Annotated in this window: 20 protein-coding genes; 14 read left to right on the forward strand and 6 right to left on the reverse strand. The window is 69.5% G+C overall.

Annotated features, from left to right (window positions below; translation table 11 throughout):
* The first annotated feature begins 90 nt into the window (after positions 1 to 90).
* Both FD678_RS09515 and FD678_RS09520 read left to right on the forward strand, forming a co-directional pair.
* The gene (locus FD678_RS09515; RefSeq protein WP_140722121.1) at positions 91 to 2,553 is read left to right on the forward strand and encodes a penicillin acylase family protein; all 2,463 of its coding nucleotides are present in this window, start codon (positions 91 to 93) and stop codon (positions 2,551 to 2,553) included.
* 312 nt (positions 2,554 to 2,865) lie between these two features.
* Positions 2,866 to 3,876 carry a right-handed parallel beta-helix repeat-containing protein gene (locus tag FD678_RS09520; protein ID WP_218569629.1) on the forward strand — a complete coding sequence of 337 codons (1,011 nt, stop codon included), beginning with the start codon at positions 2,866 to 2,868 and terminating at the stop codon, positions 3,874 to 3,876.
* Between the two features lie 178 nt (positions 3,877 to 4,054).
* Here FD678_RS09520 and asnB read toward each other — a convergent pair whose 3' ends face one another.
* The 6 genes from asnB to map form a co-directional block, all read right to left on the reverse strand.
* A complete protein-coding gene (gene asnB, locus FD678_RS09525) occupies positions 4,055 to 5,749 on the reverse strand; it encodes an asparagine synthase B (protein ID WP_140722128.1) in 1,695 nt (564 codons plus the stop codon).
* A 282-nt stretch (positions 5,750 to 6,031) separates the two neighbouring features.
* A complete protein-coding gene (gene dapE, locus FD678_RS09530; protein ID WP_140722133.1) occupies positions 6,032 to 7,159 on the reverse strand; it encodes a succinyl-diaminopimelate desuccinylase in 1,128 nt (375 codons plus the stop codon).
* Position 7,160: 1 nt separating this feature from the next.
* A complete protein-coding gene (locus tag FD678_RS09535) occupies positions 7,161 to 7,517 on the reverse strand; it encodes an arsenate reductase (protein ID WP_140722135.1) in 357 nt (118 codons plus the stop codon).
* Between the two features lie 167 nt (positions 7,518 to 7,684).
* A complete protein-coding gene (dapD, locus tag FD678_RS09540) occupies positions 7,685 to 8,683 on the reverse strand; it encodes a 2,3,4,5-tetrahydropyridine-2,6-dicarboxylate N-succinyltransferase (protein ID WP_140722137.1) in 999 nt (332 codons plus the stop codon).
* Positions 8,684 to 8,702: 19 nt separating this feature from the next.
* Positions 8,703 to 11,315, reverse strand: a complete 2,613-nt coding sequence (locus FD678_RS09545) for a [protein-PII] uridylyltransferase (protein WP_218569630.1) — start codon at positions 11,313 to 11,315, stop codon at positions 8,703 to 8,705.
* Positions 11,312 to 12,088 (reverse strand): type I methionyl aminopeptidase, encoded by a 777-nt coding sequence (gene map / locus FD678_RS09550; RefSeq protein WP_218569631.1) that lies wholly within the window; start codon positions 12,086 to 12,088, stop codon positions 11,312 to 11,314. Before map ends, FD678_RS09545 begins: the two co-directional genes overlap by 4 nt.
* Before the next feature lie 326 nt (positions 12,089 to 12,414).
* Here map and rpsB point away from each other — a divergent pair, with 326 nt between their 5' ends.
* The 12 genes from rpsB to fabZ all read left to right on the forward strand — a co-directional run bounded on the left by rpsB (position 12,415) and on the right by fabZ (position 26,056).
* Positions 12,415 to 13,209, forward strand: coding sequence for a 30S ribosomal protein S2 (gene rpsB / locus FD678_RS09555; RefSeq protein WP_140722143.1), 795 nt, complete (start codon positions 12,415 to 12,417; stop codon positions 13,207 to 13,209).
* A 138-nt stretch (positions 13,210 to 13,347) separates the two neighbouring features.
* The gene (tsf, locus tag FD678_RS09560) at positions 13,348 to 14,223 is read left to right on the forward strand and encodes a translation elongation factor Ts (RefSeq protein WP_140722146.1); all 876 of its coding nucleotides are present in this window, start codon (positions 13,348 to 13,350) and stop codon (positions 14,221 to 14,223) included.
* 123 nt (positions 14,224 to 14,346) lie between these two features.
* Positions 14,347 to 15,852 carry a GGDEF domain-containing protein gene (locus tag FD678_RS09565; protein WP_140722149.1) on the forward strand — a complete coding sequence of 502 codons (1,506 nt, stop codon included), beginning with the start codon at positions 14,347 to 14,349 and terminating at the stop codon, positions 15,850 to 15,852.
* A gap of 301 nt (positions 15,853 to 16,153) precedes the next feature.
* Positions 16,154 to 16,876 (forward strand): UMP kinase, encoded by a 723-nt coding sequence (gene pyrH / locus FD678_RS09570; protein ID WP_140722152.1) that lies wholly within the window; start codon positions 16,154 to 16,156, stop codon positions 16,874 to 16,876.
* Positions 16,877 to 17,054: 178 nt separating this feature from the next.
* Positions 17,055 to 17,612, forward strand: a complete 558-nt coding sequence (frr, locus tag FD678_RS09575) for a ribosome recycling factor (protein WP_140722156.1) — start codon at positions 17,055 to 17,057, stop codon at positions 17,610 to 17,612.
* Positions 17,613 to 17,629: 17 nt separating this feature from the next.
* Positions 17,630 to 18,391 (forward strand): polyprenyl diphosphate synthase, encoded by a 762-nt coding sequence (uppS, locus tag FD678_RS09580; protein ID WP_140722159.1) that lies wholly within the window; start codon positions 17,630 to 17,632, stop codon positions 18,389 to 18,391.
* The gene (locus FD678_RS09585; protein WP_140722162.1) at positions 18,388 to 19,242 is read left to right on the forward strand and encodes a phosphatidate cytidylyltransferase; all 855 of its coding nucleotides are present in this window, start codon (positions 18,388 to 18,390) and stop codon (positions 19,240 to 19,242) included. The genes uppS and FD678_RS09585 overlap by 4 nt, the downstream gene beginning before the upstream one ends.
* A 1-nt stretch (position 19,243) precedes the next feature.
* Entirely contained in the window at positions 19,244 to 20,425 is a 1,182-nt protein-coding gene (locus FD678_RS09590; RefSeq protein WP_140722165.1) for a 1-deoxy-D-xylulose-5-phosphate reductoisomerase, read from the forward strand.
* 39 nt (positions 20,426 to 20,464) lie between these two features.
* On the forward strand, positions 20,465 to 21,820 hold the full coding sequence (gene rseP, locus FD678_RS09595) for an RIP metalloprotease RseP (protein WP_140722168.1): 1,356 nt from the start codon (positions 20,465 to 20,467) through the stop codon (positions 21,818 to 21,820).
* Between the two features lie 120 nt (positions 21,821 to 21,940).
* A complete protein-coding gene (bamA, locus tag FD678_RS09600) occupies positions 21,941 to 24,346 on the forward strand; it encodes an outer membrane protein assembly factor BamA (protein ID WP_140722171.1) in 2,406 nt (801 codons plus the stop codon).
* 232 nt (positions 24,347 to 24,578) lie between these two features.
* Positions 24,579 to 25,601 (forward strand): UDP-3-O-(3-hydroxymyristoyl)glucosamine N-acyltransferase, encoded by a 1,023-nt coding sequence (gene lpxD, locus FD678_RS09605; protein ID WP_140722174.1) that lies wholly within the window; start codon positions 24,579 to 24,581, stop codon positions 25,599 to 25,601.
* A complete protein-coding gene (fabZ, locus tag FD678_RS09610) occupies positions 25,598 to 26,056 on the forward strand; it encodes a 3-hydroxyacyl-ACP dehydratase FabZ (RefSeq protein WP_140722177.1) in 459 nt (152 codons plus the stop codon). Before lpxD ends, fabZ begins: the two co-directional genes overlap by 4 nt.
* The last annotated feature ends 3 nt before the right edge of the window (positions 26,057 to 26,059 follow it).

The raw sequence follows: 26,059 nt of genomic DNA on the forward strand, positions 1-26,059 counted from the left end.
TAATCGGAATCAGTTTCAGTTGCGTAACCAATGTCGCCCGGCTGCCATGCCGACCGGCTACCATCGGGCGACCACCCGGGGGACCATGGCATGCGCAAACTGCTGGGCCGGCTGCTGCTGGCGATCGTCGTGCTGGTGCTGGCCATCGCCTTGGCCGCCTACCTGATGCTGCGCGGCAGCCTGCCGTTCCTGCAGGGCGACCAGGCCCTGCCCGGCCTGGCCGCGCCCGTGAAGATCGAGCGCGACGCGCTCGGCATGGTCACCATCGACGCCGCCAGCGAGGCAGACGCGATGCGCGCGCTCGGCTACGTGCACGCGCAGGAACGCTTCTTCGAGATGGACCTGATGCGGCGCTCGTCCGCCGGCGAACTGGCCGAACTGTTCGGGCCGGCGGCGCTGGACATCGACAAGCAGATGCGCGTGCACCGCCTGCGCGCCCGCGTGCAGGCGCACCTGCGGCGATCGCTGGGCGGGCAGGGCCCGGTGCTGGAGGCCTACCGCGACGGCGTCAACGCAGGCCTGGGCGCGCTGCGCGTGCGGCCCTGGGCCTACCTGCTGGTGCGCCAGCGGCCGCGTGCCTGGACCCTGGACGATTCGATACTGGTCGGCCTGGCGATGTACGCCGACCTGCAGGACCCGCGCAACCAGCGCGAGCTGGCGCTGGCGCGGATCCGCGGCGTGGTGCCGCCGGCGCTGTACGCGCTGCTCGCCCACGACGGCTCCGAGTGGGACGCGCCGCTGTCCGGGGAGCCGCATGGCAACGCGCGGCTGCCGGATGCGGCGGCGCTTGATCTGCGCAAGCTGGCAAGTGACGCGGGCAGTGCCGGCACGTCTGCGGCATTCACTCCACCGTCCGCTCCGCGGACGGTCCCCCTCTCTCCCGCCGGGCGGGAGGGAGGCGTCGGTTGGCCGCCTGCGGCAGCCGATTCCTTTGTGGGCAGCAACAACTTCGCGGTGGACGGCACCCTGACCGCGGACGGCCGCGCCATCGTCGCCGACGACATGCACCTGTCGCTGCGCGCGCCCAACATCTGGTTCCGCGCGCGGCTGCGCTACCCGGATCCGAAGGCGCCGGGCGGCAAGGTCGATGTCGCCGGCTTCACCCTGCCCGGCATCCCGGCGGTGATCGTCGGCAGCAACGGCCACGTCGCCTGGGGCTTCACCAACAGCTACATCGACACCGCCGACTTCGCGAAGCTCCCGGCCGATGCGGATCCCGGCCTGCTGATCACGCACGAGGAGACGATCCGCATCGCCGGCGCGGAACCCGCCACCTTGCAGGTACGCGAGAGCGCGTGGGGGCCGATCGTCGGCACCGATCCCGACGGCAGCCTGCTCGCGTTGCGCTGGACCGCCCAGTTGCCGGGCGCGGTCAGGCTCGACTTCATCGACATGGCGCGCGCCGGCGACCTCGACCAGGCGTTCGCTGCCGCCGACCGCGCCGGCATTCCCACGCAGAACCTGATGATCGCCGACAGCACCGGCCGCATCGGCTGGCGGCTGATCGGTGCGCGCCCGGATCGTGGTCCCGGCTGCGTGCCGGATGCGTTCGGTCCCGCGCTCGTCCCCGACGTGAAGCCGGCCGTCGGCGCGATCATCGACGCGCCGTGCGCGCCATGGTCGTTGATCAGCGATCGCGCGCCGTTCCTGGTCGATCCTCCCTCGCATCGCCTGTGGACCGCCAACAACCGGCTGGTGGATGGCGAGCTGCTCGCCCGGCTCGGCAACGCCGGTTACGACCTGGGCGCACGCGCACGGCAGATCCGCGACGACCTGTTCGCCAAGCCCCACTTCACCGAGAAGGACCTGCTGGCGATCCAGCTCGACGACCGCGCGCTCCTGCTGAAGCGCTGGTGGAAACTGCTGCGGCAGGTGGTGGAGCACAGCGACGACCCCGCCCTGCAGCGGCTGGAAGCGGCCACCCGCCACTGGGACGGCAGGGCATCGGTGGAGTCGGCCAGCTACCGCATCGTGCGCGGCTTCCGTGGCACGACGCTGGACATGCTCGAGGCCGGGCTGCTCGCCCCGGCCAAGGCCAGGCTCGGCGACGCCTACGTGCCGCCGCGGCTGGCGCAGTTCGAAGGCGTGGCATGGCCGTTGCTGGAAAAGCGTCCGGCGAACCTGCTGCCTCCGCCGCATGCGAGCTGGGACGCCTTGCTCGCCGATGCCGCGCGCACGCTGGAAAAGGACCTTGCCGAACAGGGCCCCGCGCTGTCGGAGCGCACCTGGGGCGAACGCAACACGGCCGCGATCTGCCACCCGGTCTCGCGCGCCCTGCCCGCCTTCGCCAAGCCGCTGCTGTGCATGCCGGCCGACCAACTGCCGGGCGACCGCGACATGCCGCGCGTGCAAGGGCCGGCGTTCGGCGCGTCCGAGCGGATGGTGGTCTCGCCCGGGCACGAGGCCGACGGCATCGTGCACATGCCCGGCGGCCAGAGCGGACATCCGCTGTCGCCGTTCTGGGGCGCGGGTCACGAGGACTGGGTGCACGGGCGCGCCACGCCGTTCCTGCCGGGGCCGGCCCGCTACACGCTGACGCTGCGTCCGCAATGAACCTGTCGCCGGTCGCGTGAAACCGGTCTGCACGCGCCGCAATCACAGGTGAACGCGCGCCACTCGGATGACGGCGAGCGTGGGAACCTCCCTCAGGAACGGCGACACTAAGCCAGACATTGAGCAAAGCCCCACTCCTCGTCATTCCCGCGAAGGCGGGAATCCATGGACGTAGAGCCATTACCAGCAATGTCCTTGGATCCCCGCTTGATCAGCCATGCGGCTGCTGAAAAGCATTTCGCGGGAGTGACGTCCCTGATCCAGGCCCTCCTTGAGCACCATGCGCAGCCCCCTCACAACAATCGCTCCATGATGCGAACCCTCCTGCTTCCCTGCCTGCTGTTGGCCGCAACCGCTGCGCAGGCATCGCCCTCCACCCCGGAGGGATGCACCGCCCGCGCCGCACCCGGCGACGACCTGCAGCAGGCCATCGATCGCCTGCCCGCCGATCGCCCGGCCACGCTGTGCCTGGCGAAGGGCGAGTACCCGCTCGAGGGATTGCTGGCGATCCGCCGCGACGACTTCACCCTGCGCGGCGCCGGCCACGACACCGTACTGCGCATGGCCGACGACGTGCAGCAACCCTTGCTGGTGATCGGCGACCACCTGCACGCGGTGCCCGCCATGCGCATCCGCAACGTCGTCGTCGCCGACCTGCAACTCATCGGCGGCCGCGCCGAGCACGAGTTCATGCCCGAGCACCCGTACCTGAGCAACAGCGCGGTGGTGATCCGCGCCGGCGACCACATCCGCCTGTCGGGCCTGAAGGCCAGCCGCTGCCGCAGCGCCTGCCTGCTCAGCGAGCGCGACAGCCGCGACCTGCTCTTCGAGCGCAACGACGTCTCCGGCGCAGCGTGGGACGGCGTGTCGTTCAATCGCACCGCGCGCGTGCGCCTGGTCGACAACCATATCCACGACAACGTGGCCGCCGGCATCACCACCGAGCACCTGGAGGACAGCGAGATCCGCGGCAACCGGCTCGAACGCAATGGCAGCCAGGGCATCTACCTCGCCGACGCGCGCCGCAACCGGTTCGTGGACAACCAGTTCCTCGACAACAAGTCCGCCGGCGTATTCCTGACCTGCTCGATCCGCTACCGCACGCCGGAAATCCTGTGCTGGGACGGCAGCATGAGCCAGGACAACCTGTTCGAGCGCAACGTCTTCAGGGGCAGCCCCTACACCTACACCATCGGCGTGGACCGCGCGGCCAACTGCAAGGGCGGCGATTTCAGGCCGAACCTGTGGCGCGCCAATCAGGCAGACGCATCCGGGTTCAATCCGCCGGTGGAGGTTTACGGCGAATGCGTGCGGAGCCAGTAGAACGTCGCTCGATTGCACACGCATGAATGTGGGAGGGACTTCAGTCCCAACAAGCTTCACCGGTGAAGTCCGTCGGGACTGAAGTCCCTCCCACAAAAACCACTCGATCCGACAACGAATCTTCTCGGGACAATGGCTGCCGCGAACCTACTCCCCGGCAGCCTTCCGCCGTGTCATCTCACGACGCCAGCGCCTGCTCGTGCACCCCCGCCACCGCGCGGCCGGACGGATCGGCCATCCTGGCGAAGCTCGCATCCCAGGCGATCGCCGCCGGCGACGAGCAGGCGATCGACTTGCCGCCCGGCACCGTCTCGGCCGCGGCCGGGCTCGGGTAGAACTGTTCGAACAGGCTGCGGTAGTAGTACGCCTCCTTGGTCTGCGGCGGGTTCACCGGGAAGCGCTTGTCGGCCGCGGCCAGCACGCGGTCGGAGACGTGCGCCTCGGCGTACGCCTTGAGCCCGTCGATCCAGCCGTAGCCCACGCCGTCGCTGAACTGCTCCTTCTGCCGCCACAGGATCGATTCGGGCAGGTACCCGTCGAACGCCTCGCGCAGCACGCCCTTCTCCATCCGCTGCGGGCCCTCGCTGGCCTTGTCGATCATCTTGTACTTCGCGTCCATCCGCATCGCCACGTCGAGGAACTCGCGGTCCAGGAACGGCACGCGCGGCTCCACGCCCCAGGCCATCATCGACTTGTTGGCGCGCAGGCAGTCGTAGTTGTTGAGCGCGTCGAGCTTGCGCACCAGCTCCTCGTGGAACTCGCGCGCGTTCGGCGCCTTGTGGAAGTACAGGTAGCCGCCGAAGATCTCGTCGCTGCCCTCGCCCGACAGCACCATCTTCACGCCCATCGCCTTGATCCGCCGCGCCAGCAGGAACATCGGCGTGGACGCGCGGATGGTGGTGACGTCGTAGGTCTCGATATGCCGGATCACCTCCGGCAACGCATCCAGCCCTTCCTCGAAGGTGTACTCGAAGCCGTGGTGCACGGTGCCCAGCGCCTCGGCCGCGACCTTGGCCGCGGCCAGGTCGGGCGAGCCCTTCAGGCCGATCGCGAACGAATGCAGGCGCGGCCACCAGGCCTCGGTCCTGTCGTTGTCCTCGATGCGATGGCGCGCGTAGCGCGCGGCCACCGCGGCGACCAGCGAGGAATCCAGCCCGCCCGACAGCAGCACGCCGTAGGGCACGTCGGTCATCAGCTGGCGGTGCACCGCCGCCTCGAACGCCTCGCGCAGTTCCCGAGGCGAGACCTGCACGCCCTCGACCGCCGCGTAGTCGCGCCACGGCCGCTCGTAGTACCGGGTCAGCTCGCCGGTGGCGGTGTCGTACCAGTGCCCCGGCGGGAACTGCGCCACGTCGGCGCAGGTATCGGCCAGCGACTTCATCTCCGACGCCACGCGCAACCGCCCTTCCTTGTCGTGCCCCCAGTACAGCGGCACCACGCCGATCGGATCGCGCGCGATGATCGCGCGTCCCTTGGCCTTGTCCCACAGTGCGAAGGCGAAGATGCCGTTGAGGCGGTTGAGGTACGACGCCGGTTCGTCCTCGCGATACAGCGCGTTGATGACCTCGCAGTCCGAACCGGTCTGGAAGGCGTAGGGCTGCGCCAACTCGCCCTTCAGCGCCAGGTGGTTGTAGATCTCGCCGTTCACCGCCAGCGCCAGTTCGCCGTCCTCCGACAGCAGCGGCTGCGAACCGCCCGCGGGATCGACGATCGCCAGCCGCTCGTGCACCAGGATGGCGCCGTCGTCGATGTACACGCCGCTCCAGTCGGGGCCGCGATGGCGCTGCCGCTGCGAACACTCCAACGCCTGGCGGCGCAGGGCCTGCCGGTCGTCGCCGGGTTGCAGGCCGAAGATGCCGAAGATGGAACACATGGGATGACTCTCCTGGATTGTGGGGATTGCACGTGTCTGGAAACTTCGCCCTGCCGCCCGATCGCCGGCGGCGCGGAAACCCAGGCAACAAAAAACCCGCATCGGCCGATGCGGGTTTCTGGTCACTGGGCGCTTGTTTGCTGCTTTCGCCTAGTCGCAGACCCGCATCGGCCGCGCACGATTATTCGCCGCATTGTTGGTGCGGTTCGAAACGTTCGCGGTGGCGAGGACGGAAAGCGACATGGCGGCGACGTTAACCCGGCCCGTGCGGCGGCGCAACTGTTACGCGAGCAACCGTTCGACCAGGCGGCGGTACAGCGCCGGCAAGGCCTCCAGGTCGGCGACGCGCACGTGCTCGTCGACCTGGTGGATGCTGGCGTTGACCGGCCCGACCTCGATGCACTGCGCGCCGAGCGGCGCGATGAAGCGCGCGTCCGAGGTGCCGCCGCCGGTACTTTCCTCGGGCGGCGCGCCGGCGAATTCGTCCAGCACCTCGCGCGCGACGCTGCGCAGCGTGCCTTCCGGCGTGTAGAACGGCTCGCCGCTGCGATGCCACTTCAGCGCGTAGTCCAGCCCGTGCCGGTCCAGCAGCGCGGCGATTTCCGCTTCCAGCCGCGGCGCGTCCCAGTGCGGGTTGTAGCGCAGGTTGAACAGCACCTGCAGTTCGCCGGGGATGACGTTGTTGGCGCCGGTCCCGGCGTGGATGTTGCTGACCTGCAGGCTGGTCGGCGGGAAGCTCTCGTAGCCATCGTCCCAATGCCGCGCGGCCAGCTCGGCGATCGCCGGCGCCGCCAGGTGGATCGGATTGCGCGCCTTGTGCGGATAGGCCACGTGCCCCTGCACGCCCTTCACCGTCAACGTGCCGGACAGGCTGCCGCGGCGCCCGACCCGCAAGAGGTCGCCCAGCCGCCCGGTCGAGGACGGCTCGCCGGTGATGCACCAGTCGATGCGCTCGCCACGCTCGCGGAACAGCGCCGCCACCTTGCGCACGCCGTCGATCGCGTCGCCCTCCTCGTCCGAGGTCAGCAGCACCGCCAACGTGCCGGGATGGTCCGGATGCGCGGCGACGAACTGCTCCGCGGCGACCACGAACGCGGCCACGCTGCCCTTCATGTCGGCCGCGCCGCGCCCGTACAGCACGCCGTCGCGCACCTCGGGCACGAACGGGTCGCTGGCCCAGGCCTCGGCCGGCCCCGGCGGCACCACGTCGGTATGGCCGAGCAGCACCAGCACCGGCGCCCCGCTGCCGTGCGTGGCCCAGAGGTTGTCGACCGCGCCGAAGCGCAGGTGCTCGCAGGCGAATCCGGCCTTCGCGAGGCGCCCGGCGATCAATGCCTGGCAACCGGCATCCTCCGGCGTCACCGAGGGCCGGGCGATCAGTTCGCGGGCCAGGTCGAGGACGTCGCTCATCTCAGCCGGCACCGAACAGCTTCTTGAAGCCGTTGTCGGAGAATCCCTGGCTGAAACCGCCGTCGTCCTTCACCACCACCGGCCGGCGGATCAGCTGCGGGTGCTCGCGCAGCAGCAGCTTCCACTCGGCCTCGCTGCCGGGCTGCTTGCGGTTGTCCGGCAACTGGCGCCAGGTCGTCGAGGACTTGTTGACCAGCGCATCGAAACCGCCGGCCTTGCCCGCCCATTCCAGCAGCGTCTCGGGGCTGGGCTTGTGCTCGCGATAGTCGACGAACGTGTAGGCGACGCCGAAGCGGTCCAGCCACTTGGTCGCCTTCTTGCAGGTGTCGCAGTTCTTCAGGCCGTAGATCGTGGTCATGCCAAATTCCAGATGCTTGCAATCCAATAGCCCCTCTCCCGGCGAGGCAGGGGCTGGTGCGAGGGTACGGGGAAGCCCCCCTCGCGAATGGCCGGGCGCACGAAGCCGCGCCCGTACCCTCGCCGGACCCTCCGGGGTGCCTTCTGCGGAGGGGAGAAGGAACAGAATCAGTCCGCCAACCCGCGCAGCAGGTCGTTCACGCTGGTCTTGCTGCGCGTCTTCGCATCGACCTGCTTGACGATCACCGCGCAGTACAGCGAGTGCGTGCCGTCCTTGGACGGCAACTGCCCGGACACCACCACGCTGTACGGCGGCACGTAGCCATAGCTGATCTCGCCGGTCGCGCGGTTGTAGATGCGGGTGCTCTGCCCGATGAACACGCCCATGCCGATCACGCTGTGGTGGCCGACCACGACGCCTTCCACCACTTCCGAGCGCGCGCCGATGAAGCAATGGTCCTCGATGATCGTCGGGCTGGCCTGCAGCGGCTCCAGCACGCCGCCGATGCCGGCGCCCCCGGACAGGTGGCAGTGCTTGCCGACCTGCGCGCAGGAACCGACCGTGGCCCAGGTGTCCACCATCGTGCCCTCGCCCACGTGGGCGCCGATGTTGGTGAAGCTCGGCATCAGCACCACGTCCTTGCCGAAGTAGCTGCCGCGGCGCGCCACCGCGCCCGGCACCACGCGCACGCCGGCGGCGCGGAACCTGGCCTCGTCGTAGCCGGCGAAGCGCGCCTCGACCTTGTCCCAGAACGGCGCGGGGCGGGCGTCCACCACCGCCATGTCGTTGACCCGGAAGTACAGCAGCACCGCCTTCTTCAGCCACTCGTTGACCTTCCAGCCGCCGTGGCCGTCCGGCTCGGCGACGCGGAACTCGCCGCTCTCCAGGCCGTCGATGACGCGGTTCACCATCGTCTTGGTGGAGCCTTCGATCTCGTCGATGGTCAACATCGCGCGGCGCTCGAACGCGCTCTCGATGCCGAACTTCAGCTCGGCCACGCCCGGCGCCGGCGGCTTGCGCAGGCTGCGGCGCGCCGCGTGCTCGGCCTGCGCCTCCGCGGCCGCCTCGGTCTTCGGTGCGGCCTTCGCGGCCTTCTTCGCGGCGACCGTCTTCTTGGCGACGGCCTTCTTGGTGGCGGGCTTCTTGGACGCGGGCTTGGTAGCCATCAGGGGATCTCCAACGTGCTTACTTGGGGTCGAGACAGGCCAGCAGCGCGTCGTGCAGGGCCTGGCGGGAGGGATCGGTCAACGGGCGGTCGTGCTCGTCCGTGATCAGGAACTGGTCCTCGGCGCGCTCGCCGAACGTGGCGATGCGCGCGTCGTGCACGCGCAGGTGATGGCTGCGCAGGACCTGCGCGAGGTCGGCCAGCAGGCCGGGCCGGTCGGGCGCGACCAGGCTGAGCCGGGTGCGGCCGCCATCGGCGGAATCCTTGAACTCGATGCGCGGCGCGAAGCGGAAGTGCCGCAGCTGCCGCGGCACCACCCGGCGCGAGGTGCGCACGTCGGCCAGGTCGCCGGCGAGCACGTGCGCCAGCGCCGCCGCCAGGCGGTCCGGGTCGCGCTCGGCGAACGCGTCGGCCGGCAGCACCTCGAAGGTGTCGAAGATCGCGCCATGCGGCGCGTCGAGCACGCGCGCGCGGTGGATGCCGTAGCCCTTGCGGTCGAGCGTGGTGACGATCGCGGCGAACAGGCCGTCGCGGTCGGGCGAATACACGAACACCTCCACCGCGTCGTTGTCCGGCGCGGCGCGGCGCGCCTTCACCAGCGTGCCGCCGATCTCGACCTCGATCAGCGAGATCGCCTGCCAGGCCAGCTGCGCAGGACGGAAGCGCAGGAAGCATTCTTCCGGCATGCCGGCGAACTGGCGGTCGATCACGTCGTCGGGCACGCCCTGCACGTGCAGCAGCGCGCGCGTGGACTCGCGCGCCTCGCGCAGGCGCTCCTCGCGCGGCGGCGGGTTTTCCAGGCCCTCGCGCAACGCCCGCCGGGTGGCGAAGTACAGGTCGGCCAGCAGCCGGTCCTTCCAGGTGTTCCACAGCTTGGGGCTGGTGCCGGCGATGTCGGCGCAGGTCAGCAGGTACAGGTAGTCCAGGCGTTCGCGGCTGCCCACCAGCGAGGCGAAGCGATGGATCACCTCCGGGTCGGAGATGTCCTGCTTCTGCGCGGTCACCGACATGCGCAGGTGCTGCTCGACCAGCCACGCCACCAGTTCGGTATCGCTTTCGCTGAGCTGGTGCGCCACGCAAAATTCGCGCGCATCCACCGCGCCGAGCTCGGAGTGGTCGCCGCCGCGGCCCTTGGCGATGTCGTGGAACAAGCCCGCCAGCAACAGCAGTTCGGGCTTGCGCAGGCGCGGCCACACCTCGTGCGCGATCGAGAAGCGCTCGTCGGCGCGGCCGCTGGCGAACTGGGCGAGATTGCGCAGCACCATCAGGGTGTGCTGGTCGACCGTGTAGACGTGGAACAGGTCGAACTGCATCCGCCCGGACACCTTGGCGAAGGCCGGGATCCACTGGCCGAGCACGCCCAGCCGCGCCATCCGGTTCAGCGTCTCGACCGCGCGCGGCCCGCGCATCAGGGCCATGAAGGCCTCGCGCGCCTGCAGCGGCGCGTCGGCATAGGCCGGCAGGAACCGCAGCACCTCGGCCAGCGCCCGCGCGGTCAGCGAATGCAGGCCGCGCACGTCGCCGTTGGTCGCCCAGGTCGAGAACAGCGCGAACACCTGCAGCACGTCGCCGTTGGGCCAGCCCGGCGCGTCCGCCGCCAGGTAGCCGCGGCGCAGCGAGAAGCCCTCGCCCACCACCACCGGCACCGCCTCGCCGTCGAACTGTTCCTCGAACCGCTGCAGCAACCGGTCGCTGATCCTGCGCACCATGGCCGCGCTGCGGTAGAAGCGCTGCATCATCTTCTCGACGCCCAGGCTCTCCGGGTCGTCGTGGAAGCCGAGCCGTTGCGCCAGCGCCTTCTGGTAGTCGAAGCGCAGCCGCTCCTCGGGCCGGTTGGCGACCAGGTGCAGGCCGAAGCGCAACCGCGCCAGTTCGCGCCGCTCGCGCCGCAGCGCGGCGGCCTCGTCCGGGCCGAGGTGGCCCAGGCCGACCAGGGCGTCCAGGTCGTGCACGCCGAACGTGCGCAGCGCCATCCAGCCCAGCGTATGCAGGTCGCGCAGCCCGCCCGGGCCTTCCTTGATGTCCGGCTCCAGGTTGTCGGCGGTGTCGCCGAAGCGCTGGTGCCGGGCCTGCAGTTCCTCGCGCTTGACCAGGAAGAACTCGCGCGGCGGCCAGATCCGCTGCGGCGCGATCGCGGCCGCCAGCTGCGCCTGCGCCTCGGGGCCGGCCGCCAGCGGGCGCGACTCGACCAGCGCGGTCAATACGGTCTGGTCCTCGGCCGCCTGCGTGCATTGCTCCGGCGAGCGCACCGCGTGGCTGACCGGCAGCCCCGCGTCCCACAGCAGCGCGAACAGGCGCGCCAGCGCCTGCTCGTGCAGGCGCTGCGACTCCGGCGCGCCGAGCACCAGCAGGTCGATGTCCGAGCGCGGAAACAGCTCGCCGCGCCCGTAGCCGCCGACCGCGTGCAGGGACAGGCCTGCGTCCCCGGGGACGCAGCGGGACCACGCATCGCGGATCAGCTCGTCGATCGCGCGCGCGCGCAACGCCAGCAGGCGGTCGATGTCGTCGGCCTGGTCGAAGCGCCGTCCAAGCCGCGCATCGGTGTGGGCGAGCGACTGGCGCGCCTGCGCCGCCCATTCGCCATCGCCGGCGATGTCGGTTCCGGACAGACCCGCCGCCGGCAGCCTGCTCACGCGCGCACGGGGTCGTTGGGCGACAGGGTCAGCACGTCCACGCCGTCCTCGGTGACGGCGATCATGTGCTCCCACTGCGCCGAAAGCTTGCGGTCCTTGGTCACCACGGTCCAGCCGTCCGGCAGCACGCGGGTGTAGCGCGTGCCCTCGTTGATCATCGGCTCGATCGTGAAGGTCATCCCGGGCTTGAGCACCAGCCCCTCGCCGGGGCGGCCGTAGTGCAGCACCTGCGGTTCGTCGTGGTACACCTTGCCGATGCCGTGGCCGCAGTACTCGCGCACCACGCTGAAGCGCTCGGACTCGGCGTACTGCTGGATCGCATGGCCGACGTCGCCCAGGGTCGCGCCCGGCCGGACCGCGCGGATGCCGCGCCACATCGCCTCGCGGGTCACCTCGACCAGCCGCCTGGCCATCACCGAAGGCGTGCCGACGTAGTACATCCGGCTGGTGTCGCCGTGCCAGCCGTCCTTGATCACGGTGACGTCGATGTTGACGATGTCGCCGTCCTTGAGGACCTTGCCCTCGCTCGGGATGCCGTGGCAGATGACGTTGTTGACCGAGGTGCACACCGTCTTGGGGAAGCCGCGGTAGCCGACGTTGGCCGGGATCGTGCCCTGCACGTTGACGATGTGGTCGTGGCAGATGCGGTCCAGCTCGGCGGTGGTCACGCCCGGCTTCACGTGCGGCGCGACGATGTCGAGCACCTCGGCGGCCAGGCGGCCGGCGATGCGCATCTTCTCGATTTCTTCGGGTGTCTTGAGATTCACGGTCATGCCGGCGATTATCGCCGATCCGGGCTGAATCTGAACGGGAGCGGGCCATCCGCGCCGTCCCGGCGGCCCTGGCTATGCCCGGATTTGCGCGGCCGCGGCCGACGGGCTATCATCCGCGGGATTTTCCCGGCCCTCGGCCACGGAAATCCGTCCACGCCGGACGCCACCGGCGAATCCACACCTGCCGCCCACATCCGTGCCGGGGTGCCCCGCGAGGGGTTCGGACACGGACGCGGCAGGGAGGCCCAACCCCGGAATCGCATGCGCGGACCTCAACGAGAACGGCCGCGCGCGGAAGCGATTCCACATCCAACTGGAGTACAGCAATGCCCCAAGTCACCATGCGCCAGATGCTGGAAGCCGGCGTCCACTTCGGCCACCAGACCCGCTACTGGAACCCCAAGATGGCTCCGTACATCTTCGGCGCGCGCGGCAAGATCCACATCATCAACCTCGAGAAGACCGTCCCGCTGTTCAACGACGCGATGAACTTCATCTCGAGCGTCGCCCAGAAGCGCGGCACCATCCTGTTCCTGGGCACCAAGCGCAGCGCGCGTGACGCCATCAAGGAAGAGGCCGAGCGCTGCGGCATGCCGTACATGACCCAGCGCTGGCTGGGCGGCACCCTGACCAACTTCCGCACCGTCAAGCAGTCGGTCGCCCGCCTGAAGGAGCTGGAAGCGGCCGAGACCGACGGCACCTTCGACAAGCTGGTCAAGCACGAAGTGCTGGGCCTGCGCCGCGAGCGCGACAAGCTGGAAGCCTCGCTGGGCGGCATCAAGGACATGAACCGCCTGCCCGACGCGATCTTCGTGATCGACATCGGCCACGAGGACATCGCGATCAAGGAAGCCAAGAAGCTGGGCATCCCGGTCGTGGCCGTGGTCGACACCAACTACGATCCGGCCCTGGTCGACTACGCGATCCCGGGCAACGACGACGCCATCCGCGCCGTGCAGCTGTACGCCCGCGCCGCCGCCGACGCCGTGCTGGAAGGCAAGGCCGCCGCCCCGAACGCCGCCTCGGTCCGCGAGGAAGAGTTCGCCGAGGCTTCCGAGGAAGCCAAGCCGGCCCGCCGCGCCCCGGCCAAGAAGGGCAAGAAGGAAGAAGCGGCCGAGTAATCGGCCTGCCATGCGGCCATGCCACGCTGCATGGCCGCTCCTCCGGCCGACGGGCCACCGGCCCGTCCCTCCAGGCCGGATCGAATACCCGTTGGCGGGGCCTCGCCCCGCCCTACACACCGCATACGAGGTAATCCCGTGGAAATCACTGCTTCCCTGGTCAAGGAACTGCGCGAGCGCACCGGCGCCGGCATGATGGAGTGCAAGAAGGCGCTCACCGAGAACGCCGGCGACATCGACGCCGCGGCCGAGTGGCTGCGCAAGTCGGGCCTGGCCAAGGCCGACAAGAAGGCCGACCGCGTCGCCGCCGAAGGCCGCATCGCCGCGGCCCAGGACGGCGGCAAGGCCGTGCTGGTGGAGATCAACTCCGAGACCGACTTCGTCGCCAAGGACAGCAACTTCATCGCCTTCACCGACGCCGTCGCCCAGGCCGCCCTGGCCTCCGGCGCCGCCGACGTCGATGCCCTGAAGGCCGCCAAGCTCGCCTCCGGGGAGACCGTCGAGGAAGCCCGTGCCGCCGCCGTGGCCAAGCTGGGCGAGAACATCCAGATCCGCCGCCTGGTCCGCGTCGACACCGCCAACAACGTGGCCGCCTACGTCCACGGCGGCAAGATCGGCGTGCTGGTCGACCTGGCCGGCGGCGACGCCGAGCTGGCGCGCGGCCTGGCGATGCACGTCGCCGCGATGAACCCGCCGCACAACAAGGCCTCCGACGTGCCGGCCGACTTCATCGCCAAGGAGAAGGAGATCGAGCTGGCCAAGATGTCCGACAAGGACAAGGCCAAGCCGGCCGAGATCCTGGAGAAGATCATCTCGGGCAAGATCAACAAGATCGTCAACGAGGTCACCCTGTACGGCCAGCCGTACGTGCTGGACAGCGACAAGTCGGTCGAGCAGGTCGTCAAGGCCGCCGGCGCCGACGTCGTCGGCTTCCAGCGCCTGGTGGTCGGCGAAGGCATCGAGAAGGTCGTCGAGGACTACGCCGCCGAAGTCGCCAAGGCGATGCAGGTCTGACCCCGGGCATTGCGCCCACGGAAAAGCCGCGGCTCGCCGCGGCTTTTTTGTTTTCCGGCACGGGCATCGGCGGCGTGCCCGTTTGGTAATGTACTTGCGGCTGAACAGCGGCAGAATACGAGCATGTCCCCAGAAATCCAGGCCGCCCTGGCCTCCTGCCGGAACCTGCCCTCCCCGCCTGGCGTCGCACTGCGCATCATCGAACTGGCCCAGGACCCCGATGCCGACGTGGCCACCGCCGCGGACGCGATCGCCCTGGACATGGCGCTCAGCGCGCGCATGCTGCGGGTCGCCAATTCGCCCCTCTACGCCAGCCGGCGCCGGGCCGAGAACCTGGGCCAGGCCCTGGCGATACTCGGCCTCAACGCCACGCTCAGCCTCGCGCTCGGGTTCTCGATGGTGCACGGCCTGCACAACGCGTTCGGGCCGCACCCGCTGCACGAGCGCGTCTGGCGCCGCAGCGCGGTCACCGCCCTGGCCTGCCGCGTGCTCGGCCAGGCCCGCGGCCTGCGCAAGCCCGAGGAACTGATGCTGGCCGGGCTGCTGCAGGACATCGGCATCCTGGCGCTGCTGAAGGCGATGCCGGACTCCTACGCGCCGCTGCTGGAGAGCGCGACGGACAACGCGGCCCTGGTCGCAGCCGAACGCGCCGCGCTCGGCTGCGACCATGCCGAGGTCGGCAGCTGGCTGGCCGGCGAATGGAACCTGCCGGAATACCTGCGCACCGCCATCGCCCGCAGCGAAGCGCCCGCCGATCCCGCCGAACCGTTCGCCGCCTGCGTGGCGCTGTCCGGCCCGGTCGCCGACATCTGGCTCCGCGACGACCCGCTGGAGGCGCGCGGCATCGCCTTCGCCCGGGTCAAGGACGCGCTCGCGCTGGATGCGGAACGCTTCGAGAAGGTGATCGAGAAGATCGGCGAATCGCTCCCGGACATCGGCGCCCTGTTCGACATCCGGGTTCCCACGCCGGGGCACGTCGAAGCGATCTTCGAGCAGGCCCGCGAACTGGCCTCGCTGCGCGGCCTGCGCGAACTGCAGGACCTCGCCGACGCGCGCCGGCAGGCCGACGAATCGGAGAACCGCGTCCGCCATTTCGCCGAGCAGGCCAGCCGCGACGCGCTGACCGGCGTCTACAACCGCCACCAGCTGCATTCCCGGCTGGAGCAGGAGTTCGAGATCGCCCAGCGGCATGGCCGCCCGCTGTCGATCGCGTTCATCGACCTCGACGATTTCAAGCGCGTCAACGACAGCCACGGCCACCTGGTCGGCGACGAGGTGTTGCGCAACTTCGCCCTCGCCCTGCAAGGCGCGCTGCGCGCCAGCGACGTCATCGCGCGCTACGGCGGCGAGGAGTTCCTGGTGATCCTGCCCAACACCACCAGCGCCGCGGCCCAGGCCGTGCTGCAGCGCGTGCTCGCGGCGACCTCGCGCGCGCCCATGGCGCGGCTGGCCGACGGCCCGCTCCACATCACCTTCTCCGCGGGACTGGCGACCCAGGGCGACGGCTGGCGGTTCGATGACGTCGAAGAACTGCTCAAGGCCGCCGACAAGGTGCTCTACCGCTCCAAGCACCGCGGCCGCAACCAGGTGAACGTGCACGGCGCCGAACCGCATGCGGCGCAGGCGTGAGAAAGACCGTGCGGCCGGCGGCCGGCGCGATGCGCATGACCCCGCGACCGCGGTCGTTGCCGCCCCCCCGCACCGCCTCGTCGCACTCGGACCGGGAAGGCTTCCCGGCAACCGGGTGAACGATCGCCCTGGCAGCCGGCCTTCATCGTCGAGCACGCATGGATTCCCGCCTTCGTGGAAACGGCTGCGCCCCGGCGCTTCCGAGGATCGAGGACGCGGACTAAGGAAAAATTTACATCTCCGGTGCGCGCGCATCCGCTAGAATTTGCGCCGTTTGCCGCCCCCACTCCGAGGTACTCCCATGTCCGAACTCGCCTATCGCCGCGTCCTGCTCAAGCTTTCCGGGGAGGCGCTGATGGGAGAGGAGGACTACGGCATCGACCCGAAAGTGATCAACCGCCTCGCCCACGAGGTGATCGAGGCCCAGCAGGCCGGCGCGGAGATCGCGCTGGTGATCGGCGGCGGCAACATCTTCCGCGGCGCCGGCCTGGCCGCCGGCGGCATGGACCGGGTCACCGGCGACCAGATGGGCATGCTCGCCACGGTCATCAACGCGCTGGCGATGCAGGACGCCCTCGAGAAACTCGGCGCCAAGGTCCGCGTGATGAGCGCGATCAAGATCAACGACGTCTGCGAGGACTTCATCCGCCGCCGCGCGATCCGTCACCTGGAGAAGGGCCGCATCGCGATCTTCGCCGCCGGTACCGGCAATCCGTTCTTCACCACCGACTCCGGCGCGGCGCTGCGCGCGATCGAGATCGGCGCGGACCTGCTGCTGAAGGCCACCAAGGTCGACGGCGTCTACGACAAGGACCCGAAGAAGCACGCCGACGCGGTCAAGTACGACAGCCTCACCTACGACGAGGTCATCATCCAGGGCCTGGAGGTGATGGACACCGCCGCCTTCGCGCTCGCCCGCGACAGCGACCTGCCGCTGCGCATCTTCGACATGGGCCATCCCGGCGTGCTGCTGCGCATCCTGCGCGGCGAACCGATCGGCACGCTGGTGAAGGGCCGCAGCTAAAAGCTTGGGATTCGGGATCCGGTAGACTGCCGGATATCGACCGGCCTTGCGCGGCCGGCCCGGCACCCGGCCGCACGTGAATCGGGGCCATCGGCCTTTGCGAACCCCGGGCCCCGGAACCCGGGCCCCGGCCTTCCCGGCTATAATCGCCCGATTCAGTTCCACACGGACTCCGGCGATGCTCAACGAAATCAAACAAGACGCTCAATCCCGCATGGCCAAGAGCATCGAGGCCCTGCGCCACAACCTGGTGAAGGTGCGCACCGGCCGCGCTTCGACCGGCCTGGTCGACACCATCCGGGTCAACGCCTACGGCAGCGAGGTGCCGCTCTCCCAGGTGGCCGCCGTGTCGGTTTCCGACGCGCGCTCGCTGGTGATCAACCCCTGGGACAAGGGCATGGTCGGCGCGATCGAGAAGGCGCTGCTCGCGTCCGATCTCGGCCTGACCCCGAACACCGCCGGCACCACGATCCGCCTCAACCTGCCCGCGCTGACCGAGGAGCGCCGCAAGGAGCTGGCCAAGGTCGTGCACGGCGAAGGCGAGGAAACCAAGGTCGCCATCCGCAACATCCGCCGCGACGCCAACCAGAAGGTCAAGGACCTGCTCAAGGACAAGGCGATCACCGAGGACGAGGTGCGCCGCAGCGAGGAAGAGATCCAGAAGATCACCGACAAGGCGATCAAGGACGTGGATGACGTGGTCAAGGCCAAGGAACAGGAATTGATGGCCGTCTGACGTTGCCGACCGCGGCCATGCGTCCAGACTCCGAACCGTCCCTGCTGCCCCGCCACGTCGCCATCATCATGGATGGCAACGGCCGCTGGGCGCAGCGCCGGCGGCGCCCGCGCGTGATCGGGCACCGCGCCGGCGCGCGCGCGGTCAACCGCACCGTCGACACCTGCCTCGAAAAAGGCATCCGGGCGCTCACCCTGTTCGCGTTCTCCAGCGAGAACTGGGGCCGGCCGCAGGAAGAGGTCGACGCGCTGATGAAGCTGTTCCTGCACGCGCTCGAGCGCGAGGTGGAGGAGTTGCACCGGCGCGACGTGCAGGTGCGCTTCATCGGCGATCGTTCGCGGTTCGCCCCGAACATCCGCGAACGCATGCAGCAGGCCGAGGATTCCACCGCCGGCAACCGCAGCCTGGTGCTGTCCGTCGCCGCCAGCTACGGCGGCCGCCAGGACATCGCCCAGGCGGCGCGGGCCCTCGCCGAGGAGGTCGCGGCCGGGCGCCTGGCGCCGGGGCAGATCGACGAGGCGTTGCTCGCCCAGCGCATGGCCCTGGCCGACCTGCCGCCGCCGGACCTGTTCATCCGCACCGGCGGCGATACCCGCATCAGCAACTTCCTACTCTGGCAACTGGCCTACACCGAGCTCTGGTTCACCGAGACGCTGTGGCCGGACTTCGATGCCGCCGTGTTCCAGCAGGCGCTGGACGACTACGCCGGGCGCGAGCGCCGCTTCGGCCTGACCAGTGCGCAGGTCGCCTCGCGCGCGACGGAGAATTCTTCCGCATGACCCAGACCCGCGTCATCGCCGCCCTGATCATGGCGCCGGCCGCCATCTGCGCGATCCTGTTCCTGAGGACCGACTGGCTGGCCGCGGCGGCCGCCGTCGTGTTCCTGACCGGGCTGTGGGAGTGGCTCAAGCTGTCCGGCGTCGACGACACCCTGCCGCGCACCGTGCTGCTGGTCCTGAACCTGTTGCTGATGGTGCTGCTGGTATGGGCGTCCGCCGGTTCGATGGTGCTGTTCCAGATCGCCGCGCTGGTCGGCGTGGGATGGTGGCTGCTGGCGTTGCTGTGGCTGCGCTTCTTCGACTTCGGCGCCCGCCCCGACAGCCGCGGCGCCGGCGTGCTCAAGCTCGCCGCCGGCACGCTCGCGGTGATCCCGGCCTGGTCGGCGCTGCTGCTGCTGCACCTGGGCACGCGCGAAACGTTCGACGGCACCGCATCGCTGCAGGACCACCTGTGGCTGCTGACCGCCTTGGCCATGGTCTGGGCCGCCGACTCCGGCGCCTATTTCGCCGGCCGCCATTTCGGCCGCCACAAACTGGCGCCCCGGATCAGCCCGAACAAGACCGTCGAGGGGCTGGTCGGCGGCCTGGTCGCCGGTCTGCTGGTGGCGGCCGCCTTCGGGCTGCTGGCCGGCCTGCCCGTGGCCGGCCTGCCCAAGCTGCTGCTGGTCGCCGCCGTGGCGGTGCTGGCCTCGGTGCTGGGCGACCTATTCGAGAGCCTGCTCAAGCGCCATGCCGGCGCGAAGGACTCGGGCAACGTGATCCCGGGGCATGGCGGCGTGCTGGACCGCATCGACGGCGTGCTCGCCGCGCTGCCGGTGTTCGCGCTCGGCAAGGACATCCTGGGTTTCTGAGATGGCCGGCAGCCATATCCGCCAGGTCGCCGTGTTCGGCGCCACCGGTTCCATCGGCGCCTCCGCGCTGGACGTGATCGCGCGCCATCCCGACCGCCTGCGCGCCAGCGTGCTGGCCGCCGGCAACAAGGTCGACGCGCTGGTCGGACTGTGCCGCCGGCACCGGCCCGACCATGCGGTGATCGCCCGGCCCGGCCTGCTGGACGACCTGCGCGCCGGCCTGCGCGAGGCCGGCCTGGACACGCAGGCGCACGCCGGCCAGGAGGCGCTGGCCGAGCTGGCCGGCGACGCGGCGGCCTGCGATACCGTGGTCGCGGCGATCGTCGGGGCCGCCGGCCTGCCCTCCACGCTTGCCGCGGCGCGCGCCGGCAAGCGCCTGCTGCTGGCCAACAAGGAATCGCTGGTGCTCGCCGGCGAGCTGCTGATGCGCACGGCCGCGGCGGCCGGCTGCGAGATCATCCCGATCGACAGCGAACACAGCGCGATCTTCCAGTGCCTGCACGGCAACGGCGCCGGGCCCGGCGTGCGCAAGGTGATCCTGACCGCCTCGGGCGGGCCGTTCCGCGGGCGCAGCCGCGCCCAACTGGCCGATGTCACCCCGGCCCAGGCCGTGGCCCACCCCAAGTGGTCGATGGGCCCGAAGATCTCGGTCGACTCGGCCACCCTGATGAACAAGGGGCTGGAGGTCATCGAGGCCCACCACCTGTTCGGGCTGCCGGCCGACCGCATCGAGGTGCTGGTGCACCCGCAGAGCCTGGTGCATTCGCTGGTCGAGTTCGTCGACGGCTCCACCCTGGCCCAACTCGGCCTGCCCGACATGCGCACCACCCTGGCGGTCGGCCTGGCCTGGCCGGAGCGGATCGCCTCCGGCGTGGCCGGCCTGGACCTGCGCGCGCATGGCCGGCTCGATTTCGAAGCGCCCGACCTGGATGCCTTCCCCTGCCTGAAACTGGCATGGGCCGCCATGCATGCCGGCGGCTGCGCGCCGGCCGTCCTGAACGCCGCCAACGAAGTGGCGGTTTCAGCCTTTCTTCAGGGCCGGATCGGTTTCCTAGCCATTCCTGCGCTGGTCGAGCATGCGCTCTCCACACTGCCCGGGGAAAATGCGGATACGCTGGAACACCTGCTGGCGGTGGATGCCCAGGCCCGCCAGGTGACCGAAGCCGCCCTCGCCCGCCACTGATGCCGATCTCCCTCCCTTGCCTGCCCTCGACCGCCGCCAATGAGTGACCTGCTCGGATCCATCTGGTGGATGATCGTCAGCCTGGGCGTGCTGGTGACCTTCCACGAATTCGGCCACTTCTGGGTCGCGCGCCGCTGCGGCGTGAAGGTGCTGCGCTTCTCGGTCGGCTTCGGCCGCCCGCTGTGGTCGCGCCGCGACCGCCACGGCACCGAGTTCGCGATCGCCGCGATCCCGCTCGGCGGCTACGTGAAGATGCTGGACGAGCGCGAAGGCAACGTGCATCCGGCCGAACGCTCGATGGCGTTCAACGCCAAGTCCGTGTGGCAGCGGATCGCGATCGTCGCGGCCGGCCCGGCCGCCAACCTGCTGCTGTGCATGCTCCTGCTGTGGGCGATGTTCGTGATCGGCAAGCAGGACTATTCCGCCACGCTCGGCCACGTCGAGGGCCTGGCGGCCCAGGCCGGCTTGCGGGCCGGCGATCGCGTGCTGTCGGTCGACGGCCGCGACGTCGCCAGCTGGAGCGACACCAGCATGCTGCTGACCACCGCGGCGATGGACCGGCGCGACGTGCGCATCCGTGCGGTCGACGCCGATGGCGGCGAACGCGCGGTCACCGTGCGCATGTCGCAGCTGCCGGCGGGCTTCCAGGAACAGCGCGTGCCGGAACTGGCCGGTTTCGGCTGGCAGTTCCTGACCCAGCCGGCGCAGGTTTCCGAGGTCGCCCCGGGCTCGGCCGCCGACGGCGTGCTCAAGCCGGGCGACCGCATCGTGGCGATCGACGGCCACCCGATCGACTCGGCCGAGCAGGTCGCCCCGCAGATCCAGGCGCTGGGCGAGCGCGGCGGCGCCGGCATGGTCGAGGTCGAGCGCGACGGCGACCGGCTCGCGCTGGAACTGGTCCCGACCCGCGAAACCGGCACCGACGGCAAGCCCGCCTACCGGATCGGCATCGCGGTGGGCCGCGCCGCCGCCCCCGCCTACGACGCGCGGCTGCAATACGGCGTGTTCGCCGCGGTGCCGGCCGCGATCCGCGAGACCGGGCGGATGGCCGGCGATTCGCTGGGCATGATCCGGCGCATGCTGACCGGCCAGGCCTCGGTCAAGAACATCTCCGGCCCGATCACCATCGCCAAGGTCGCCAACGCCTCGGCCAAGCGCGGGCCGGACTGGTTCCTGTACTTCCTGGCCCTGCTGTCGCTGAGCCTGGCGATCATCAACCTGCTCCCGATCCCGATCTTGGACGGGGGACACCTGCTGTATTACCTTATCGAGTTGGTCAAGGGCAGCCCGCTCAGCGAGCGCGCCATGGCCGCCGGGCAGTACGTGGGCCTGGCGGTGCTCGCCGGGTTGATGGGGTTGGCGTTCTACAACGACATCCTCGGCCGGGTCCCGTGACCACCGAATCCGAATCCCCGCATATGGAACCGTGGTGCCGTCGCGAAGGATTCGCATCCATGCCCGTCGTCATACGCCGGCAACCCGCAACCTACGAATTCGACTTCAACCGGATGTGACATGACGAGATTTCCCACTCGCCGCTTCCTCGCTCTAGCCCTTTCCGCCAGCCTGGGCCTGCCCGCGCTCGCGAACGCGGCCGAGCCCTTCGTCGCCAGTGACATCCGCGTCGACGGCCTGCAGCGCATTTCCTCCGGTACGGTCTTCACCTATCTCCCGGTCAACCGCGGCGACACCGTCGACGACGCCAAGGTGGCCGAGTCGATCCGCGCGCTGTATCGCACCGGCTTCTTCGAGGACGTGCAGCTGGACCGCCAGGGCAGCATCCTGGTCATCACGGTCAAGGAGCGCCCCGCCATCAACAAGCTGACCGTGACCGGCAACAAGGACATCAAGAGCGAGGAACTGCTCAAGGGCCTGAGCGACATCGGCCTGAGCGAGGGCGGCACCTTCGACCGCCTGAGCCTGGACCGCGTCACCCAGGAGCTGACCCGCCAGTACAACAACCGCGGCAAGTACAACGTCCAGATCACCCCGACGGTGAGCCCGCTGGACCGCAACCGCGTGGACGTGGCCATCGCGATCAAGGAAGGCAAGGCCGCCAAGATCCGCCACGTCAACCTGGTCGGCACCGACAAGTTCCTGGACAGGGACATCCTCGACCAGTGGGAGTCGAAGGAGCACAACTGGAAGTCGTGGTACAGCCGCGACGACCAGTACTCCAAGGAAAAGATGTCCGGCGACCTGGAGAAGCTGAACTCCTGGTACCTGGACCGCGGCTACATCGACTTCAACATCGACTCGACCCAGGTCGCGATCAGCCCCGACAAGCGCGACATGTTCATCACCGCGGGCGTCACCGAGGGCGAGCAGTACAAGATCTCCGAGATCAAGGTCAGCGGCGACACCGTGCTGCCGCAGGCCGACGTCGAGAAGCTGGTGATCCCCAAGGCCGGCGACATCTTCTCGCGGGCCCTGCTGGAATACAGCGCCGACGCGATCACCAACTCGCTCAGCAACGTCGGCTACGCCTTCGCCAAGGTCAACCCGATCCCGACCCCGGACCGCGAGCACCGCACCGTCGCGGTGAACCTGCAGGTCGTGCCGGGACCGCGCGTCACCGTGCGCCGGATCATCTTCAAGGGCAACACCCGCACCTCCGACGAGGTACTGCGCCGCGAGATGCGCCAGTTCGAGAACACCTGGTACTCGCAGGCCGCGATCGACCGCTCCAAGATCCGCCTGCAGCGCCTGGGCTACTTCGAGACCGTGGACGTCGAGACCCCGCCGGTACCGGGCAGCAACGACCAGGTGGACGTGGTCTACAACGTCAAGGAAACCACGTCGGGCAGCTTCCAGATCGGCCTGGGCTACTCGCAGACCTACGGCGTCACCACCTCGGTGCAGCTGTCGCAGAACAACTTCCTGGGCGGCGGCAACCGCGTCTCGGTGGAAGCCTCGCGCAGCAGCTACCAGGACCGCTACTCGTTCTCCTACACCAACCCGTTCTTCACCGACGACGGCGTCTCGCTGGGCTACAACCTGGCGTGGCAGAAGCTGGACTACTCCGACTACAACGCCGCGCAGTACAACAGCAAGCGCGGCTCGGCGCAGGTGGTCTTCGGCATCCCGATCACCGAGAACGACGCGTTCTCGCTGATGCTCGGCATCGACAGCAACCAGATCACGACCTACCAGGGCTATACCCCGCAGTCGATCATCGAGTACATCGACGCGGTCGGCCAGCGCACCTTCCACACCTGGCGCAGCGAGGTGGGCTGGGCGCGCGACACCCGCAACGACTACTTCATGCCGACCCGCGGCATGTACCAGCGCGTGGGCGCGGAAATCGCCCTGCCCGGCTCGACCGTGGAGTACTACAAGCTCACCTATTCGTTCTCCAAGTACTGGCCGATCATCCCGTCGCTGGTGCTGAACACCCGCCTGGACCTCGGCTACGGCGACGGCTACGGCAAGACCTACAGCCGCGACATCTGCGGTACGACGACCAGCACCGGGTATACCCCCGAGGCCTGCAACGGCAGCAACCTGATCCGCCGCGTCAACGCCTCCGGCCTGCCGTTCTTCGAGAACTTCTACGCCGGCGGCACCAACTCCGTGCGCGGCTTCGAGGACAACACCCTCGGCCCGCGCTCGGAGGCCACGGTCTACTACAGCCGTGGCCAACCGCTGGGTGGCTCGGTCAAGACGGTCGGCTCGCTCGAAATGTACTTCCCGAGGCTGTTCAACAGCCCGTCGGCGCGCGTCTCCGCGTTCTTCGATTTCGGCAACGTCTACAACGGCTGGGACAACTTCAAGGCCAACGAGCTGCGCGCCTCCACCGGTATCGCGCTGCTGTGGCGCGCGCCGGTCGGCCCGATCTCGATCAGCTACGCCTTCCCCCTGAAGAAGGAAGACGGCGACGAGATCGAGCGCCTGCAGTTCACCTTCGGCGGGCAGTTCTAGCGAACTGCCCGCCCCGCCAGGGCTTTGCCCTGGCGGACCAGACTCCTGCACAGCAGGAGTCTGGTGGGCGACTGGCCTACCAAATCCCCGCGCCGGCGGCGCGCCCCCTTTACTAAAGGGGGCTTTTCTCCAGCGTGATGATCGCTACCTGCTCGGATAAAGAGCACAGCTTGGCCTGCCCGCCAGGCAGCCGCAACATGACCGCCATCACGACGCACGGTAGAATTCCGGCGTGAATACTCCTACCTATACCGCCCAGGACATCGCCGAGCGCTTCGGCCTGCAGGTGCATGGCGACGGCGACGTGGCCATCCACGGCGTCGCCACGCTGGCCCATGCCGGCCCCGGCCAGCTCAGTTTCCTCGCCAACCCGCGCTACCGCGCGCAACTGGCCGACAGCCGCGCCGGCGTCGTGGTCTTGCGCGCCGACGATGCCGAGGCGGCATCCGGCACCGCGCTGGTCGCGAAGGATCCCTACACGGTCTTCGCCAAGATCGCCGCGTTGTTCGACGTGCCGCCGGCGCGCGCGGCCGGCATCCATCCGAGCGCGAGCATCGATCCGAGCGCGACCGTGTCGCCCACCGCGCATGTCGGCCCGTTCGCCAGCATCGGGGCGCGCAGCGTCATCGGCGACGGCTGCATCGTCGGCCCGGGCTGCGTGATCGGCGAGGACTGCGAGGTCGGCGAGGGCAGCGAGCTGATCGCGCGCGTCACCCTGGTCACCCGCGTGCGCCTGGGCAAGCGCGTGCGCGTGCATCCCGGCGCGGTGCTCGGCGCGGACGGCTTCGGCCTGGCGATGGACGCCGGCCGCTGGATCAAGGTACCGCAGCTCGGCGGCGTGGTGATCGGCGACGATTGCGAGATCGGCGCCAACAGCTGCGTCGATCGCGGCGCGCTGGAAGACACCGTCCTCGAGGAGGACGTGCGCATCGACAACCTGGTGCAGATCGCGCACAACTGCCGCATCGGCGCGCACACCGCCATCGCCGGCTGCACCGGCATCGCCGGCAGCGCCAGGATCGGGCGCTATTGCCTGATCGGCGGCCACGTCGGCGTGGTCGGCCACCTCGAGATCTGCGACAAGGTCGTCATCACCGGCAAGTCGGTGGTGCGCAATTCCATCCACGAACCGGGCGAGTACTCGTCCGGGACCCCGCTCACCGACAACCGTACGTGGCGCAAGAACGCCGCACGCTTCAAGCAGCTCGATGCCCTTGCCCGGCGCATCCTGGCTGTGGGCAAGGAGAAAGAATGAACGATACGCTGCAGTTGCCAATCGACGTCACCCGCATCCAGGAGCTGCTCCCGCACCGCTATCCCTTCCTGATGGTGGACCGTGTGCTGGAGCTCGACCATGAAGCGCGCCGCATCGTTGCGCAGAAGAACGTGAGCATCAATGAGCCGTTCTTCCAGGGCCACTTCCCGGGCCGCCCGGTGATGCCCGGCGTGCTGATCATCGAGGCGCTGGCGCAGGCCGGCGGCGTGATGACGCAGCTGGGCCTGGGCCGCGACGCGGACTCCACGCTGTTCTACATGGTCAAGGTCGAGAACGCGCGCTTCAACAAGCAGGTGGTCCCGGGCGACGTGCTGATCCTGGACGTGCAGATGAAGCGGCTGATCCGCAACATGGGCTGGTACTACGGCGAGGCCAGGGTGGACGGCGAAGTGGTCGCCTGCGCCGAGGTGATGTGCGCCGGCGCCAAGGGCTGAACG

This window comes from Pseudomonas sp. Hp2 (assembly GCF_006386585.1).
Classification (GTDB): Bacteria; Pseudomonadota; Gammaproteobacteria; order Xanthomonadales; family Xanthomonadaceae; genus Pseudomonas_S; species Pseudomonas_S boreopolis.